Origin of the sequence: Kribbella lupini (assembly GCF_039529595.1) — a bacterium.
Taxonomy (GTDB): domain Bacteria; phylum Actinomycetota; class Actinomycetes; order Propionibacteriales; family Kribbellaceae; genus Kribbella; species Kribbella lupini.
Genome location: NZ_BAAANC010000001.1, coordinates 2,730,295 through 2,746,272, shown reverse-complemented (window position 1 = coordinate 2,746,272; position 15,978 = coordinate 2,730,295). Strand labels below are relative to the sequence as shown.

At 70.0% G+C, this 15,978-nt stretch carries 16 protein-coding genes; 14 read left to right on the top strand and 2 right to left on the bottom strand.

The features are described 5' to 3' along the window. The first annotated feature begins 329 nt into the window (after positions 1-329). A complete protein-coding gene (gene fxlM / locus ABD235_RS12660; RefSeq protein WP_344173411.1) occupies positions 330-1,532 on the top strand; it encodes a methyltransferase, FxLD system in 1,203 nt (400 codons plus the stop codon). Positions 1,533-1,541: 9 nt separating this feature from the next. Then, positions 1,542-1,976 carry a VOC family protein gene (locus ABD235_RS12655; protein WP_344173409.1) on the top strand — a complete coding sequence of 145 codons (435 nt, stop codon included), beginning with the start codon at positions 1,542-1,544 and terminating at the stop codon, positions 1,974-1,976. Between the two features lie 108 nt (positions 1,977-2,084). On the opposite strand, the gene ABD235_RS12650 is transcribed toward ABD235_RS12655, so the two are convergent. Then, entirely contained in the window at positions 2,085-2,918 is an 834-nt protein-coding gene (locus ABD235_RS12650; RefSeq protein WP_344173406.1) for a hypothetical protein, read from the bottom strand. Between the two features lie 146 nt (positions 2,919-3,064). Here ABD235_RS12650 and efp point away from each other — a divergent pair, with 146 nt between their 5' ends. Then, positions 3,065-3,628, top strand: coding sequence for an elongation factor P (efp, locus tag ABD235_RS12645; RefSeq protein WP_344173404.1), 564 nt, complete (start codon positions 3,065-3,067; stop codon positions 3,626-3,628). A 33-nt stretch (positions 3,629-3,661) separates the two neighbouring features. Further along, complete coding sequence (nusB, locus tag ABD235_RS12640) at positions 3,662-4,072, top strand: transcription antitermination factor NusB (RefSeq protein ID WP_344173401.1); 411 nt, start codon at positions 3,662-3,664, stop codon at positions 4,070-4,072. A 493-nt stretch (positions 4,073-4,565) separates the two neighbouring features. Here nusB and bldD read toward each other — a convergent pair whose 3' ends face one another. After that, a complete protein-coding gene (bldD, locus tag ABD235_RS12635; protein ID WP_344173399.1) occupies positions 4,566-5,081 on the bottom strand; it encodes a transcriptional regulator BldD in 516 nt (171 codons plus the stop codon). A 215-nt stretch (positions 5,082-5,296) separates the two neighbouring features. Here bldD and pyrR point away from each other — a divergent pair, with 215 nt between their 5' ends. The 10 genes from pyrR (at position 5,297) to ABD235_RS12585 (ending at position 15,948) form a co-directional block, all read left to right on the top strand. After that, entirely contained in the window at positions 5,297-5,926 is a 630-nt protein-coding gene (pyrR, locus tag ABD235_RS12630; RefSeq protein ID WP_344173397.1) for a bifunctional pyr operon transcriptional regulator/uracil phosphoribosyltransferase PyrR, read from the top strand. Beyond that, positions 5,926-6,867, top strand: a complete 942-nt coding sequence (locus ABD235_RS12625) for an aspartate carbamoyltransferase catalytic subunit (protein WP_344173395.1) — start codon at positions 5,926-5,928, stop codon at positions 6,865-6,867. Before pyrR ends, ABD235_RS12625 begins: the two co-directional genes overlap by 1 nt. Continuing rightward, positions 6,864-8,156, top strand: coding sequence for a dihydroorotase (locus ABD235_RS12620; RefSeq protein WP_344173393.1), 1,293 nt, complete (start codon positions 6,864-6,866; stop codon positions 8,154-8,156). Before ABD235_RS12625 ends, ABD235_RS12620 begins: the two co-directional genes overlap by 4 nt. Further along, the gene (locus ABD235_RS12615; protein ID WP_344173391.1) at positions 8,153-8,644 is read left to right on the top strand and encodes a PH-like domain-containing protein; all 492 of its coding nucleotides are present in this window, start codon (positions 8,153-8,155) and stop codon (positions 8,642-8,644) included. Before ABD235_RS12620 ends, ABD235_RS12615 begins: the two co-directional genes overlap by 4 nt. Next, complete coding sequence (gene carA, locus ABD235_RS12610) at positions 8,641-9,762, top strand: glutamine-hydrolyzing carbamoyl-phosphate synthase small subunit (protein WP_344173389.1); 1,122 nt, start codon at positions 8,641-8,643, stop codon at positions 9,760-9,762. Before ABD235_RS12615 ends, carA begins: the two co-directional genes overlap by 4 nt. Then, a complete protein-coding gene (gene carB, locus ABD235_RS12605; protein ID WP_344173387.1) occupies positions 9,762-13,085 on the top strand; it encodes a carbamoyl-phosphate synthase large subunit in 3,324 nt (1,107 codons plus the stop codon). Before carA ends, carB begins: the two co-directional genes overlap by 1 nt. 4 nt (positions 13,086-13,089) lie before the next feature. Next, positions 13,090-14,166 carry a quinone-dependent dihydroorotate dehydrogenase gene (locus tag ABD235_RS12600; RefSeq protein ID WP_344173384.1) on the top strand — a complete coding sequence of 359 codons (1,077 nt, stop codon included), beginning with the start codon at positions 13,090-13,092 and terminating at the stop codon, positions 14,164-14,166. Between the two features lie 17 nt (positions 14,167-14,183). Continuing rightward, on the top strand, positions 14,184-15,020 hold the full coding sequence (pyrF, locus tag ABD235_RS12595) for an orotidine-5'-phosphate decarboxylase (RefSeq protein WP_344173382.1): 837 nt from the start codon (positions 14,184-14,186) through the stop codon (positions 15,018-15,020). Then, positions 15,020-15,439, top strand: coding sequence for a hypothetical protein (locus tag ABD235_RS12590; protein ID WP_344173379.1), 420 nt, complete (start codon positions 15,020-15,022; stop codon positions 15,437-15,439). Before pyrF ends, ABD235_RS12590 begins: the two co-directional genes overlap by 1 nt. Before the next feature lie 140 nt (positions 15,440-15,579). Further along, positions 15,580-15,948, top strand: coding sequence for a hypothetical protein (locus ABD235_RS12585; RefSeq protein WP_344173377.1), 369 nt, complete (start codon positions 15,580-15,582; stop codon positions 15,946-15,948). Positions 15,949-15,978 lie beyond the last annotated feature (30 nt).

Sequence of the window (15,978 nt, the reverse complement as noted above, 5' to 3'; positions counted from 1 at the left end):
CGTACGACGATGGCGGGGGAAGCGGGGACATCGGGGGAGGAAGCGGAGGGGGCGGGGGAACCAGAGGCGCCTCCGGAGAGCGAGCCGATCGTGATCTCAACAGCCCCGAGGACCCTGAACTCGAGTCGGTGATTACTTCGTTGCACTGTTCTCACCACCTAGCCGGGCCGCCATCTGGAGATCCTCCCACGGCAGTGGCGGGGGAGGCAGGGGTGAACACGTCACCTTCGTCACGGGATGCGGCACGCCGGTCGCACGCCGTGAGAGCGTGGACTCGCCCGGCGCTGCTACTAGGGTGGAGACCTCCCCGAACCGGTCTGGTGAGCGCGATGGATGCTGTGGGCAACGACTCCGAGTACGCCGGGGCGTTGCGCGCGGGCCTGGTTGTCCGCCTCAGAGAGCAGGGAGCGCTCTCCGACGACCGCGTCGCCGCCGCGTTCGAGCACGTACCGCGGCACGTGTTCGTACCGGACGTATCGGTCGAGACCGCCTACGCCGACGACGTGGTCCTGATGAAGCAGAACGACGCCGGCGTCGCGATCAGCTCGGTGTCGCAGCCGTCGATCGTAGCGCTGATGCTGCAGCAGGCCGGCATCGAACCGGGCCACAAAGTGCTGGAGATCGGCTCCGGCGGCTACAACGCGGCGCTGCTCTGGGAGCTGGCCGAGCCCGGCGGCGAGGTCACCACCATCGACATCGACCCCGACGTGACCGCGCGAGCGTCAGCAACCCTGCAAGCCGCCGGGTATGACGAGGTGAAGGTCGCGACGACCGACGGGATCGAAGGCTGGAAACCCGGAGCGCCGTACGACCGCATCATCGTCACGGTGACCGCCAACGACCTCACCCCGGCCTGGCTGGAACAGTTGGCGACCGACGGCCGCATCGTCGTACCGCTGCGCGTCCGCGGCCAGACCCGCTCGCTCGCGCTGGACCTCCAGGCCGACGGTTCGCTGAGGAGCCGGTCGAGTGTGATCTGCGGATTCGTCGAGCTGCAGGGCGCCGGCGCCGCGCACGAACGCGTGGTGCGGGTCGCGGGGGAGGACGTCGTACTGCGGATCGACGCGGACCAGGCGATCGACCAGCCGGCGCTGGACGGCGCCGGGTTCGTCCGGTGGACGCGCGTGCTGATGGATCGCGAGGAGCCGTACTGCCAGCTCGACCTGTGGCTCGCGTCGGTGTTCGAGGAGTACTGCGTACTGCGGGCCAGTCGTGCCGCCGTGAGAAAGCGGCTCGTCCGGCCGGCGCTGCGCTGGGGTGGCGCGGCCGTCGTCCGCGAGGGGACGCTCGCCTACCTCACCGCTCAGCCAGGGCCGAAGCGCAACCTGATGGAGATCGGCGTTCGCGCGCACGGCCCGGCGGCCGTGCTGCTCGCGGAGGAGGTCGCCGAGCAGGTCCGCGTCTGGGACGCCGTACGACGCGGCAAGCCCGACCCGGTCTTCCTCGTCCATCCGGCCGGTACGACGGACCTCCCGGCCGGCCCGCACTTCCGGACCAAGAACAGCGTCGTCACGCTGATCTGGACGCCATAGGCTGGCCCGATGGCAGAGGTCAGGAAGTTCCAGGTCACCTTCGACTGCGCCGATCCTGAGCGCGTCGCCCGCTTCTGGTGCGAGGTGCTCGGGTACGTCGTACCGCCGCCGCCGGAAGGTTTCGCCAGCTGGGACGAGTTCGCCGCCTCGCTACCGCCCGAGGCGCAGGGCTCAGCGTTTGCGTGCGTCGATCCGACCGGCGAGGGGCCGCGGCTGTTCTTCCAGCGCGTGCCCGAGAGCAAGGTCGTCAAGAATCGCGTGCACCTCGACGTACGGGTCGGCACCGGGCTCGTCGGCGCGGAGCGCCTCGCGAAGCTCGAGGCCGAGTGCACCCGGCTGGTCGCGCTCGGCGCGGTCCGCGAGCGGCTGCTGGAGGCCGACGGCGTCAACGAGTCCTGCATCGTCATGCAGGACGTCGAAGGCAACGAGTTCTGCCTCGACTGAGCCCTGCGGCCCGCCCTGGCGTCCGAAGAAGGGCGATGCGTCCGAAGGATCGTGGCCTATAGCCTCGGGTTCTTCGGACACATGCGGATTCTTCGGACACTAGCGGGTTCAGCCGGGGCCCGGGCGGCCGTGGTCGCGGACGGTCTTCCACAGTTCGTCCATGTCGGAGCGGTCCTCGGCTTCCGGTACGTCGACCCAGCCGCTGGCCCAGCTCGCCTGGTCGTCCCGGTCGGTGTCGAAGAGCGAGTCGGCGAACGCCGCCGAGCCGACGTACCGGGTCTCCTGCTCGGGTGTGTCAGAGAAGGACGAGGCAGAGGAGCCCGAAGCCCGCTCTCCCTCCGCAGCCCCGCCGCCGTTCCCGCCGGCCGGCGCGACCAGCGACCGCGCCCGCTTCTGCGCGTCGATGATCCCGAGGTCCTGCTCGTCGCACAGCAGCCGGACCGCACCGACCTCGTTGCCCGCCTTCATCATCTCGCGCACCCGACTGTCCAGATCGCGCTGCGACTGCTTGGGATGGACCGCGCGCGCCTGCTGCGGCGGCGCGTTCCACAGCGAAGGCGCCTGGAACTGCCCCTGCTGGAACGGCGTCTGCTGGATCTGCGGCGGCTGGAACTGCCCCGGCTGCGCGAACGGCATCGCCTGCGTCGGAGCACCCGCGTACGGCGCGGGTCCGTGGTACTGGGTGTTGTGCTGACCAGCCATCTGCGCCGAGCTCTGCACGACCGTCCCCGCGTGCCCCGGACTGCCGTGACCGCCGGCCGGCTGCGTGTACTGGCCCTGCGGCGTCGGTGGCTGGATGCCCTGCTGGGCCTGCATCTTCTCCAGCATCCGCTGCATCCGCGGGCTCAGGGTGCCCGGCGGACGGCCGCGCTTGGCCTGCGCGTTGATCCGGTTCCCGAACAGGATCGCGATCACCACCAGAACGGGGATCAAGAACTCCATGACCATCGTGCGGACCCTCTCTCGGCGGTGCTGACGGACCTGCCGCCTCCAGCGTAGGGCCCGCCGGGTCCGCACGAATCGGGGAATCGGCATCCCGACCGCTACAATTCCGTGTACCGCTGATCGATTTCGAAGGGTTCCCACGCGTGGCATCGACGAACGACCTCAAGAACGGCATGGTGCTCAACCTGGATGGGCAGCTGTGGTCCGTCGTCTGGTTCCAGCACCACAAGCCCGGCAAGGGCGGTGCCGTGATGCGGACCAAGCTGAAGAACGTCCTGTCCGGCAAGGTGGTCGACAAGACCTTCAACGCCGACGTCAAGGTCGAGGTGGCCAACGTCGACAAGCGCGACATGACCTACCTGTACAACGACGGCGCGGCGTACGTCTTCATGGACAAGCAGACCTACGAGCAGCTGTCGATCCAGCCGGACACGGTCGGCGACGCCTCGCACTTCCTGCTGGAGAACCAGGACGCCATCGTCGCGGTGCACAACGAGCTCCCGCTGTACGTCGAGCTGCCGGCCTCGGTCGAGCTGACCGTCGAGTACACCGAGCCCGGCCTGCAGGGCGACCGCTCCACCGGCGGCACCAAGCCCGCCAAGCTGGAGACCGGGTACACGATCAACGTCCCGCTGTTCCTGACCACCGGCGAGAAGGTCAAGGTGGACACCCGGACCGGGGACTACCTCGGCCGCGTCACGTCCTGACCGCCCGTCATCGGCTGGAGCTGACAACCGAACATGTCTGCCCGTAGCAAGGCCCGCAAGCGCGCGCTGGACGTGCTGTACGAGTCGGAGGTGCGTGGCCTGCCGGTCGGCGGCACGCTGGCCGACCGCGTGGCCGACAACGACCCGCCGGTGAACGAGTTCACCGTGGCGCTGGTCGAGGGGGTCGCGAAGCACATCGACGCGATCGACGACCTGCTCGGGACGCACTCGGTCGGCTGGACGCTGGACCGGATGCCCGCCGTCGACCGCAACATCCTGCGGATCGGCGTGTACGAGCTGCTCTTCGACGAGCAGGTGCCGGACGTCGTCGCGGTCTCGGAGGCGGTGTCGCTCGCGCGCGACCTGTCGACCGACGAGTCTCCCGCGTTCGTGAACGGGCTGCTGGCGCGTCTGCTGCAGCTGAAGCCGACGCTGGGAGTCTGAGCGCCTGAAGGTGGTCGCTGCCCCGACGAGTTGGGTGGCGACAACTTGGTGTCGGCGAGCGTGGCTCGCCGGCAGCCGCAGGTCGGCGTACGGCGTCCAGAGATGGATCGAGCCCGGTACCGCCTCGGTGCGGTGCCGGGCCGACGCTTGCGTCCCCGTGTGCGGCGCGGGGGGAACGGCCCCGGCCTGATCGAGTCGCCACCGCGAACGGTGCCGGCTCGTGCTGCTTGGGTGCAGCTCTTCCTCACTAGGTCCTGCGGTCAACGGCGACCCGTCCATCGCGGCGCGGTTTCAGGGTGTGCGCCTGGCGTGCGACGAAGGTGGTTCCCCGGCCGTGGAGCGCCGAGGACTTGCGGGTCAGCTGGGCGAGCGACGGGCACGTCCAGCTGCTGACAGCAGATCGTTCAGTGGGCCCACCACAGTGAAGTGGGGCGGGCAGGCGGCCGTGGGCAAGCTGCTACGAGCCCCGACCGTCTTGGTCACGCCGTACTGCTCAGGCTCCGGCGGCCTCGGACGCGTCGTCGACGTCGCCCTTCGCCTCCGGGTTCAGCACGCCCCACGAGATGAAGCGCTCGGTGAGTGTGGTCGGCGACTCGTCGTAGATCACGGCGAGCGTGCGCATGTCGTCCTGCCGGATCGACAGCACCTTTCCGTTGTAGTCCCCACGCTGAGCCTGGATCGTGGCCGCGTACCGCGTGAGCGGACCGGCCTCGCTCGCGTCGAGGTGCTGCAGAGCCTCCAGGTCCAGGATCAACCTGGGCGGAGCGGCTGCCGCGGCGGCCGCGCTGGCTGATCCGGGCAGCAGCTCACGGATCGGCACGCCGTAGAAATCGGCGAGCTCCGCGAGCTTCTGGACCGTGACGGCCCGATCGCCACGCTCGTACGAGCCGACGACGACCGCCTTCCAGCGACCCTTGGACTTCTCTTCCACGCCGTGCAGCGACAGTCCTTGCTGCTGGCGGATGGCGCGTAGCTTGCCACCCAGTGTCTTCGCGTATTCGCTAGGCACGCTGGTTCTTCCCTCCGACTTGTGGTCATTTCGCGGTGAAAACCAACGGCCCCAGGTATGGGCCGTTGGCCGAACCCCCCACGGTTACACAGAGTAACAATATTCCGGGCCGGAGGCCAGCGTCAAGACGGCGTGTCACTTCCGATAGCATGTCAAGTGGTCCGAACGTCCTTTAAAGACCCGTCCGGTGAGGCGGGAAAGGAGGAACGGTTGCGATGAACCCTGCCCCGACGACGCACGAGTCGCCCGACTCGCACGCAGCGCCGCGCACAGTTCTTGATGCATCCGACATTTCCCGGGCACTGACCCGGATCGCGCACGAGATCCTCGAGCGCAACCGGGGCGCCGACCCGGTCGTCCTGCTCGGCATCCCCACCCGTGGAGTGGGTCTCGCGACCCGCATCCGCGACCGTATCGCCGCGGTCGAGGACCGCAGCGTGCCCACGGGGTCACTCGACGTGACGATGTACCGCGACGACATCGGCCTGAAGCCGGCCCGCGCGCTGGAGCACACCGACATCCCGCCGGGCGGGATCGACGGCAAGGTCGTCGTCCTGGTCGACGACGTGCTGTTCTCCGGCCGGACGATCCGCGCCGCGCTCGACGCGATCGGCGACATCGGCCGGCCCAAGGCGGTCCAGCTGGCGGTCCTGGTCGACCGCGGCCACCGCGAACTGCCGATCCGCGCCGACTACGTCGGCAAGAACCTGCCGACCTCGCTGGTGGAACGCGTCACAGTCCACCTGAGCGAGTACGACGAGGCAGACGCGGTCGTCATCGCCGACAAGCCGGCCGCCGACAAAACCCTTCGTAAGTCCGCCGACGCGACAGGAGCGAACGTCTGATGCGTCACCTACTGAGTGCGGGCGACCTCTCCCGCGACGACGCGCACCTGATTCTGGACACCGCTGAGGAGATGCGGTCGCTCGCGGACCGGCCGATCAAGAAGCTGCCGGCTCTGCGCGGGCGCACGGTGGTGAACCTGTTCTTCGAGGACTCCACCCGGACCAGGATCTCGTTCGAGGCGGCGGCCAAGCGGTTGTCGGCGGACGTGATCAACTTCTCCGCCAAGGGGTCGAGCGTCAGCAAGGGCGAGAGCCTGAAGGACACCGCGCTGACCCTGCAGGCGATGGGCGCTGACGGCGTCGTGTGCCGGCACGGGTCCTCCGGTGCGCCGCACCTGCTGGCGACGTCCGGCTGGCTGAACGGCTCGGTCGTGAACGCCGGCGACGGCACGCACGAGCACCCGACGCAGGCGCTGCTCGACGCGTTCACGATGCGCCGCCACCTCGGGTCGCTGGAAGGCCGCCGGATCACGATCGTCGGCGACGTCCTGCACTCCCGGGTCGCCCGGTCCAACGTGCTGCTGCTGTCGACGCTCGGCGCCGACGTCACGGTGGTCGCGCCGCCGACGCTGCTGCCGGTCGACATGACGAGCTGGCCCTGTGCGACGTCGTACGACCTGGACGCCACGCTGCCGAAGAGCGACGCGGTGATGATGCTGCGGGTCCAGCGCGAGCGGATGGGCGACGCGTTCTTCCCGAGCGCCCGTGAGTACACGCGGCGCTACGGCCTCGACGTGCACCGGATGGCGCAGCTGCCCGACGAGGCGATCGTGCTGCACCCCGGCCCGATGAACCGCGGCATGGAGATCAGCGCCGAGGTCGCCGACTCGACCCGCTCGGTGATCGTCGAACAGGTCACGAACGGCGTGGCGATCCGCATGGCCGTGCTCTACCTGCTGCTGTCAGGAACCAACGAAACCACCGAGGAGCCCACCGCATGACCGCCTTCCTGATCACCGGAGCCAAGATCGTCGGCGGTGAGGTCGCGGACATCCTCCTCGACAACGGCGAGATCGTGGCCATCGGCAACAACCTCGACAAGCCCGAGGGCGCCGAGACGATCGACGCCCGAGGCCTCATCGCCCTTCCCGGTCTGGTCGACCTGCACACCCACCTGCGCGAGCCGGGCCGCGAGGACGCCGAGACCGTGCTCACCGGCACCCGGGCCGCGGCCGTCGGCGGGTTCACCGCCGTGTTCGCGATGGCCAACACCGACCCGGTCGCCGACACCGCGGGTGTCGTCGAGCAGGTCTGGCGCCTGGGTCGCGAGGCCGGGTACGCCGACGTCTTCCCGATCGGCGCCGTCACGGTCGGCCGGCAGGGCACGCAGCTCGCCGAGCTGGGCGCGATGGCCGACTCGGCCGCCCGGGTCCGGGTGTTCTCCGACGACGGCGACTGCGTCTGGGACGCGGCGCTGATGCGGCGCGCGCTGGAGTACGTGAAGGCCTTCGGCGGCACGATCGCGCAGCACGCGCAGGAGCCGCGGCTGACCAAGGGCGCGCAGATGAACGAGGGCGCCCTGTCCGGCGTCCTCGGCCTGACCGGCTGGCCGAGCGTGGCCGAGGAGTCGATCATCGCCCGCGACATCCTGCTCAACGCGCACGTCGGGTCGAAGCTGCACATCTGCCACCTGTCCACCAAGGGCTCGGTCGAGATCGTCCGGGCCGCGAAGAAGCGCGGGCTGGAGGTGACGGCGGAAGTCACGCCGCACCACCTGCTGCTCACCGAGGACCTGGCGGCGTCGTACAACCCGGTCTACAAGGTGAACCCGCCGCTGCGCACCAAGGCCGACGTCGAGGCGGTCCGCGAGGGCCTGGCCGACGGCACGATCGACATCGTCGCCACCGACCACGCGCCGCACCCGGTCGAGGACAAGGACTGCGAGTGGAGCGCGGCCGCGTTCGGCATGACCGGGCTGGAGACCGCGCTGAGCGTCGTCCAGCACGCGATGGTCGACACCAAGCTGCTGACCTGGGCCGACCTCGCCGACCGGATGAGCTACCGGCCGGCCGCGATCGGGCAGATCAGCGACCACGGGCAGCCGCTCGAGGCCGGCGCCGCGGCGAACCTGACCCTGGTCGACCCGGCCGCGCAGCGCACCGTCGTACCGGCCGAGAGCACGTCGCTGTCGCGGAACACGCCGTTCGAGGGGATGAACCTGCCGGGGCGGGTGGTCGCGACCTTCCTGCGCGGGACCCCGACCGTCCTCGACGGGAAGCCGGTCAAGTGAAGACCGTTCTGGGCATCGCCGGCACGCTGCTGGTGATCGCCGCCGCGTACTACGGCATGCTGCGCGGCTGGCGGAACCGCAAGTTCCGCCAGGCGGATCTCGCGCCGCTGCCTGCGGTGCCGGCCGACGACAAGACCGAGGGCGTCGAAGGCGTGTACGTCGCCACGACCACCGCGGGCGACTGGATGGACCGGATCGCGGTGCATGAGCTGGGCGTCCGCAGCAACGCGGACCTCGCCGTGTCACCGGCCGGCCTGATCTTCCACCGCCAGGGCGCGGCGGACGTGTTCATCCCCGTCGGCCAACTGACCGACGTACGGACCGACAAGGGCATCGCCGGGAAGGTCACCGCCGACCGCTCCGGACTGCTCGTCGTCACGTGGCAGCACGACGGCCGGGACCTGGACACCGGGTTCCGGCCCCGGCACAAGGCCGACACCGCCGCCCTGACCGCATCCATCACCACCCTGATCGGAGCCGAGAAATGAGCCAGAACGCACTGCTGGTCCTCGAGGACGGCCGCGCGTTCGCGGGGACGTCGTACGGAGCGACCGGTGAGACCTTCGGCGAGGCCGTCTTCACCACCGGGATGACCGGGTACCAGGAGACGCTCACCGACCCGTCGTACCACCGCCAGATCGTCACCCAGACCGCGCCGCACATCGGCAACACCGGCGTCAACGACGAGGACGACGAGTCGCAGAAGATCTGGGTCGCCGGGTACGTCGTGCGCGACCCCGCCCGGGTGTCGTCGAACTGGCGCGCGACCCGCTCGCTCGACGAGCAGCTGAAGGCCCAGGGCATCGTCGGCATCTCCGGGATCGACACCCGGGCGCTGACCCGCCACCTGCGCGAGCGCGGCGCGATGCGCGCCGGGATCTCGACCGAGATCCTCGACCCGCAGCAACTGCTGGCCAAGGTGCTCGAGCAGCCGGCGATGGCCGGTGCGGACCTGGCCTCCGAGGTCACCACCTTCGAGCCGTACGTCGTACCGGCCGAGGGCGAGAAGCGCTTCACCGTCGTCGCGCTCGACCTCGGGATCAAGACGATGACGCCGAAGCGGATGGCCGAGCGCGGCATCGAGGTGCACGTGATGCCGGCCACCACGACGCTGGAGGAGGTGCTGGCGGTCGATCCCGACGGCATCTTCATGAGCAACGGCCCGGGTGACCCGGAGACCACCGAGCACCCGACCGAGCTGCTGAAAGCTTTGCTGGCGCAGAACAAGCCGTACTTCGGGATCTGCTTCGGCAACCAGGTGTTCGGCCGGGCGCTCGGGCTGGGCACGTTCAAGCTCAAGTACGGCCACCGCGGCATCAACCAGCCGGTGCTCGACCGGGCCACCGGCAAGGTCGAGATCACCTCGCAGAACCACGGCTTCGCGGTCGACGCTCCGATCGAGGAGACCGTCCAGACGCCGTACGGGACCGCCGAGGTCAGTCACGTCTCGCTCAACGACAACGTGGTCGAGGGTCTGAGGTTGACCGGTACGGACGGACGGGTACTGGCGTTCTCCGTGCAGTACCACCCGGAGGCAGCGGCCGGCCCGCACGACTCCGCGTACCTCTTCGACCGTTTCGTTGAACTCATGGAAGGGCGCAACTGATGCCACGCCGTACAGACATCGACTCGGTGCTGGTGATCGGCTCCGGCCCGATCGTGATCGGCCAGGCCTGCGAGTTCGACTACTCCGGGACCCAGGCCTGCCGGGTGCTCAAGGAGGAGGGGTTCCGGGTCGTCCTGGTCAACTCCAACCCGGCCACGATCATGACGGATCCGGAGTTCGCCGACGCGACCTACGTCGAGCCGATCACCCCGGAGTTCGTCGAGAAGGTGATCGAGAAGGAGCGCCCGAACGTCCTGCTCGCCACCCTGGGCGGCCAGACCGCGCTCAACGCGGCGATCGCCCTGCACGAGAACGGCGTCCTGGAGAAGTACGGCGTCGAGCTGATCGGCGCCTCCGTGGACGCCATCCAGCGCGGTGAGAACCGGCAGTCGTTCAAGGGCATCGTCGAGAAGCTCGGCGCCGAGGTGGCCCGCTCGGTGATCTGCCACACGATGGACGACGTGCTCGGTGCGGCCGGCGAGCTCGGCTACCCGCTGGTCGTCCGGCCGTCGTTCACGATGGGCGGGGTCGGCTCCGGCATGGCGTACGACGAGGCCGACCTGCGCCGGATCGCCGGCGCCGGCCTGACCGCCAGCCCGACCACGGAGGTCCTCATCGAGGAGTCCATCGTGGGCTGGAAGGAGTACGAGCTGGAGGTGATGCGTGACAAGGCCGACAACGTCGTGATCATCTGCTCGATCGAGAACGTCGACCCGATGGGTGTGCACACCGGTGACTCGGTCACCGTGGCCCCGGCGATGACGCTGACCGACCGCGAGTACCAGACCATGCGGGACCTCGCGATCGGCATCATCCGCGAGGTCGGCGTCGACACCGGCGGCTGCAACATCCAGTTCGCGGTCAACCCGGCCGACGGCCGGCTGATCGTGATCGAGATGAACCCGCGGGTGTCGCGCTCGTCCGCGCTGGCCTCGAAGGCGACCGGCTTCCCGATCGCCAAGATCGCGGCCAAGGTGGCGATCGGCTACACCCTGGACGAGATCCCGAACGACATCACGAAGCAGACGCCGGCCAGCTTCGAGCCGACGCTGGACTACGTCGTGGTGAAGGTCCCGCGGTTCGCGTTCGAGAAGTTCCCGGCCGCCGACGCGACGCTGACCACGCACATGAAGAGCGTCGGTGAGGCGATGGCGATCGGCCGCAACTACACCGAGGCCCTGCAGAAGGCGCTGCGCTCGCTGGAGAAGCCGGAGGCTCGGTTCTCCTGGGCCGGCTCGCCCGCGACCGAACTGGAGCCGCTGCTCGAGCGGATCAGGACGCCGCACGACGGCCGGCTGCGCACGATCATGGACGCGATCCGGGCCGGCGCGACGCCGGAGCAGATCTTCGACGCGACCAAGATCGACCCGTGGTTCGTCGACCAGCTGTACCTGATCCACGAGACCGCGCTGCAGGTCGCGGCCGCGCCGCGGCTCACGCCGGACGTGCTGAAGCTGGCCAAGCGGCACGGCTTCTCGGACCTGCAGCTGGCCGAGATCCGGGACCTCACCGAGGACGTTGTCCGCGGGGTCCGGCAGGCGCTCGGGATCCGGCCGGTCTACAAGACCGTCGACACCTGTGCCGCCGAGTTCGCGGCGACCACGCCGTACCACTACTCGTCGTACGACGAGGAGACCGAGGTCGCGCCGCGCACCGAGCCGGCCGTCCTGATCCTGGGCTCCGGCCCGAACCGGATCGGCCAGGGCATCGAGTTCGACTACTCCTGCGTGCACGCGTCGATGGCGCTGCGCGAGGCCGGCTACTGCACCGTGATGGTGAACTGCAACCCCGAGACGGTCTCCACCGACTACGACACCTCGGACCGGCTGTACTTCGAGCCGCTCACCGCCGAGGACGTGCTCGAGATCGTGTACGCCGAGATGCAGGCCGGCCCGGTCGCCGGAGTCATCGTGCAGCTCGGTGGCCAGACGCCGCTCGGCCTGGCCCAGCGGCTCGCGGACGCCGGCGTACCGATCGTCGGGACGTCGCCGGCCGCGATCCACCTGGCCGAGGAGCGCGGCGCGTTCGGCAAGGTGCTGGCCGAGGCCGGGCTGCCCGCGCCGAAGCACGGGACGGCGATGTCGGCCGACGAGGCACTGCGGATCGCCGAGGAGATCGGCTTCCCGGTCCTGGTCCGCCCGTCGTACGTGCTCGGTGGTCGCGGCATGGAGATCGTCTACAGCGAGGCGGAACTGACCGCGGCGCTGGGCCGGCTCAGCGGCGGGCTCGGCACCTGGGAGCACCCCGTCCTGATCGACCGGTTCCTCGACGACGCGGTGGAGATCGACGTCGACGGCCTGTTCGACGGCGAGGAGCTGTTCCTCGGCGGCGTGATGGAGCACATCGAGGAGGCCGGCGTGCACTCCGGCGACTCGTCCTGCGCGCTGCCGCCGATCACGCTCGGGAACGCCGACATCGAGAAGATCCGGCAGTCCACCGAGGCGATCGCGCGCGGCGTCGGCGTCCGCGGCCTGCTGAACGTCCAGTACGCGCTGGCCGGGGACGTGCTCTACGTCCTGGAGGCCAACCCGCGCGCGTCGCGGACCGTGCCGTTCGTGTCAAAGGCGACCGCGACCCCGCTGGCCAAGGCGGCTGCACGGGTGATGCTCGGCGCCACGATCGCCGACCTGCGGGCCGAGGGCATGCTCCCGGCCTCCGGTGACGGCGGCACGCTGCCGCCCTCGACGCCGATCGCGGTCAAGGAAGCGGTGATGCCGTTCAACCGGTTCCGGACCATCGACGGTGGTTCGGTCGACACGCTGCTCGGGCCCGAGATGCGCTCGACCGGCGAGGTGATGGGCATCGACGACACCTTCGGTACGGCGTTCGCCAAGTCCCAGGCCGGGGCTTCGCAGCCGCTGCCGGGGGAGGGCAAGGTCTTCGTGTCGGTCGCGAACCGCGACAAGCGGCACATGATCTTCCCGGTCAAGCGGCTGGCCGACCTGGGCTTCCAGATCTACGCGACCGAGGGGACGGCCGACGTCCTGCGGCGCAACGGGGTCGAGGCGGTCACGGTCCGCAAGAGCTCGCAGGGCCCCGGCCCGAACGGCGAGCCGACGATCGTCCAGATGGTCCAGGACGGCGAGCTCAACCTGATCGTCAACACGCCGATCGGGATCACCCAGGGCGGGTCGCCGCGGATCGACGGGTACGAGATCCGCAGCGCGGCGGTGGCGCGGAACATCCCGTGCATCACCACCGTGCAGGGGCTCGCGGCCGCGGTCCAGGGGATCGAGGCCCAGCGGGCCGGCGACATCGGCGTCCGGTCCCTGCAGGACTGGGTGCCGCGGATCCGGGGTGCGGCTGCTCCGGCGGAGGACTGAGCGCGTGTACCGCAAGGTGATCCGCCCGGTGCTGTACCGGCTGGGTCGCGGAGACGCCGAGGTGGCGCACGAGCAGACGCTGCACGGGTTGCGGCGGCTGTCCCGGGTGCCGGGTGCCGTGCCGGTGCTGGCGTCGACGTACGGCGCGCTCCCGGCCGGTGTGGACCGGACCGTGTTCGGGGTGCGGTTCCCGAGCCCGGTCGGCCTGGCGGCCGGGATGGACAAGAACGGGATCGCGCTGCCGGCGTGGCGGGCGCTCGGGTTCGGGTTCGTCGAGGTCGGCACGGTGACGGCGCAGCCGCAGCCGGGCAACGAGAAGCCGCGGCTGTTCCGGCTGGTCGACAGCGAGGCCGTGATCAACCGGATGGGGTTCAACAACCTCGGCTCGGCCGCGCTGGCCGAGCGGCTGGCGGCGTACGGCGACCTCGGGTACCCGCTCGGGATCTCGATCGGGAAGTCGAAGGTCACGCCGCTGGAGGAGGCGGTCGAGGACTACGTGACCTCGCTGCGGCGGCTGTACCGGTACGGCGACTACTTCGCGGTGAACGTCAGCTCGCCGAACACGCCGGGGCTGCGTGAGTTGCAGGACGCCGGGCACCTGCGGGAGTTGCTGACCGCGCTGCATGAAGAAGCGGCATCATTGGGCGATCCGAAACCGATTCTGGTGAAGATCGCTCCCGACCTCACCGAGGCGGCGATCGACGAGCTGCTCGGCGTCTGCACCGATGTCGGCGTCGCCGGGATCATCGCCACCAACACGACCATCGGCCGGCCGGGGCTCGCCCCGGCCGACCAGGCGCTCGCCGCCGAGACCGGCGGGCTCTCGGGCCGGCCGCTGGCCGAGATCTCGGCGAAGACCGTCGCGCACATCCACGCCGAAACCGGGGGAGCGCTGCCGATCATCGGGGTCGGCGGCGTGCTCGACCCGGACGACGCGACCCGGCTCCTCGACGCCGGGGCTAGCCTGGTGCAGCTCTACACCGGGCTGATCTACCGCGGGCCTGGCCTGGTCCGGGCGACCAACCGGCGCCTGGCCGCGGCCTCCGACTCCCACCCGGCGAGAACGGGTGATCCTTCATGAGAGAGCGTGATCTTGCGATGAGCAACCAGCCCTTCGGGACGCGCCTGCGCGCGGTGATGAACGAGCGCGGCCCGCTCTGTGTGGGGATCGACCCGCACGCGCACCTGCTCGACGCGTGGGACCTGCCGGACACGCCCGAGGGCCTGGCGTCGTTCACGTACGGCGTGGTCGACGCGCTCGGTGACCGGGTCGGCGTGTTCAAGCCGCAGTCGGCGTTCTTCGAGCGCTTCGGCTCGGCCGGCATCGCCGTCCTGGAGCAGGCCACCGCGCGGCTGCGGGAGGCCGGTGCCGTGGTGATCATCGACGCCAAGCGCGGCGACATCGGGACGACGATGGCCGGGTACGCCGCGGCGTACCTGTCGGAGAAGGCGCCGCTGGCGTGCGACGCGCTGACCGTGAGCCCGTACCTCGGGTTCGGCTCGCTGCAGCCGGCTGTCGACGAGGCGCGCGCGTCGGGTGCCGGGCTGTTCGTGCTCGCGCTGACGTCGAACCCGGAGGGCCCGCAGTTCCAGGCCGCGCGGACTGCTGACGGGTCGACCGTGGCGGGCGCCGTACTGGACGGCCTGCGGGCGCTGAACGCCGACGCGGAGGACCTGGGGTCGTTCGGGGCGGTGGTCGGGGCGACGATCGCGAAGACCACCGAGAACCTCGACATCCGGGGGCCGCTGCTGGCGCCGGGGCTCGGGGCCCAGGGCGCGACCGCTGAGAGCCTCGCTGACGTCTTCGGGCCGGCGGTGCGCAACGTCGTACCGTCGAGCTCCCGGGAGATCCTGGGAGCCGGTCCTGACGCCGTCTCGCTGCAGGACGCCGCCGCCCGCGCCAACGACGCCTACCGCACCGTCCTGGGCTACTGATGGCCGCCTCGGGCCGGACCCGCAAGGTCGCGGCCGGCGTGGCACTGGTGGTCGCTCTCGCGATGGGCGTGACCGCGTTGATCGGGCCGGTGGCCGGTACGCCGAGCAGCAGGGAGACGTACTGCACCGGACTGCAGGCGTTCATCGTCCAGCTCAACGCGTTTCAGGACCCGAGCGACGCCGCGCAGCTGGATCGGCTGATCTCGGACGGCAACAACTTGTCGAAGTCGGCGCCCGACGAGCTGAGTGACGACTGGGGGTTGCTGGTCAGGTACCTGGAGCAGATCAAGGCCACCGGCGGCGACCGGGCCAAGCTCCAGCAGCTCAACTCCGCGATCGACCCCGCCGTCGGCCAGGCGCTGCAGGCGATCCCGGCGGACGGTCAGCAGAACTGCCCCACGTCCGGCGAAACTGCCTGACGCGTCACGTCACGACCTGGTTCCGGTCCGGGGGTGCGACGTTGTTCACGGCGTGCCGTGACCGCTGTTGACCCCCGGATTCGGAACTGTTGCGTCGACGGGCGGCGAGGGGCCGCCCGCGAGCGACAGTTAGGAACGCAATGCGCAAGGTGGCAGCCCTGGTGGCCGTGGTGACGATGAGCGCCGGGGTACTGACGGCGTGTTCGGGCGGCGACTACTGCAGCGAACTGCAGAACTACGCCGAGGCCGTGAAGAACCTCGACGTCAAGGACGCCGACGCGGTGGACAAGATGCAGGGTGAGGCGAAGAAGCTGTCGAAGTCGGCGCCGGACGACCTCAAGGACGACTGGAAGACCGTGCTCGACTACGCCGACAAGGCCAAGGACGCCAAGGGCGACACGGCCAAGCTGCAGGAGCTCGCCAAGGCCGACGGCACCAAGATCGCCGCCGCGTCGCAGGCGATCGCCAAGCAGGCCAAGGACACCTGCAAGGTGAACATCGAGGGCTGATCGCTCTGAGTCGTCGACTTTCACCCGCTG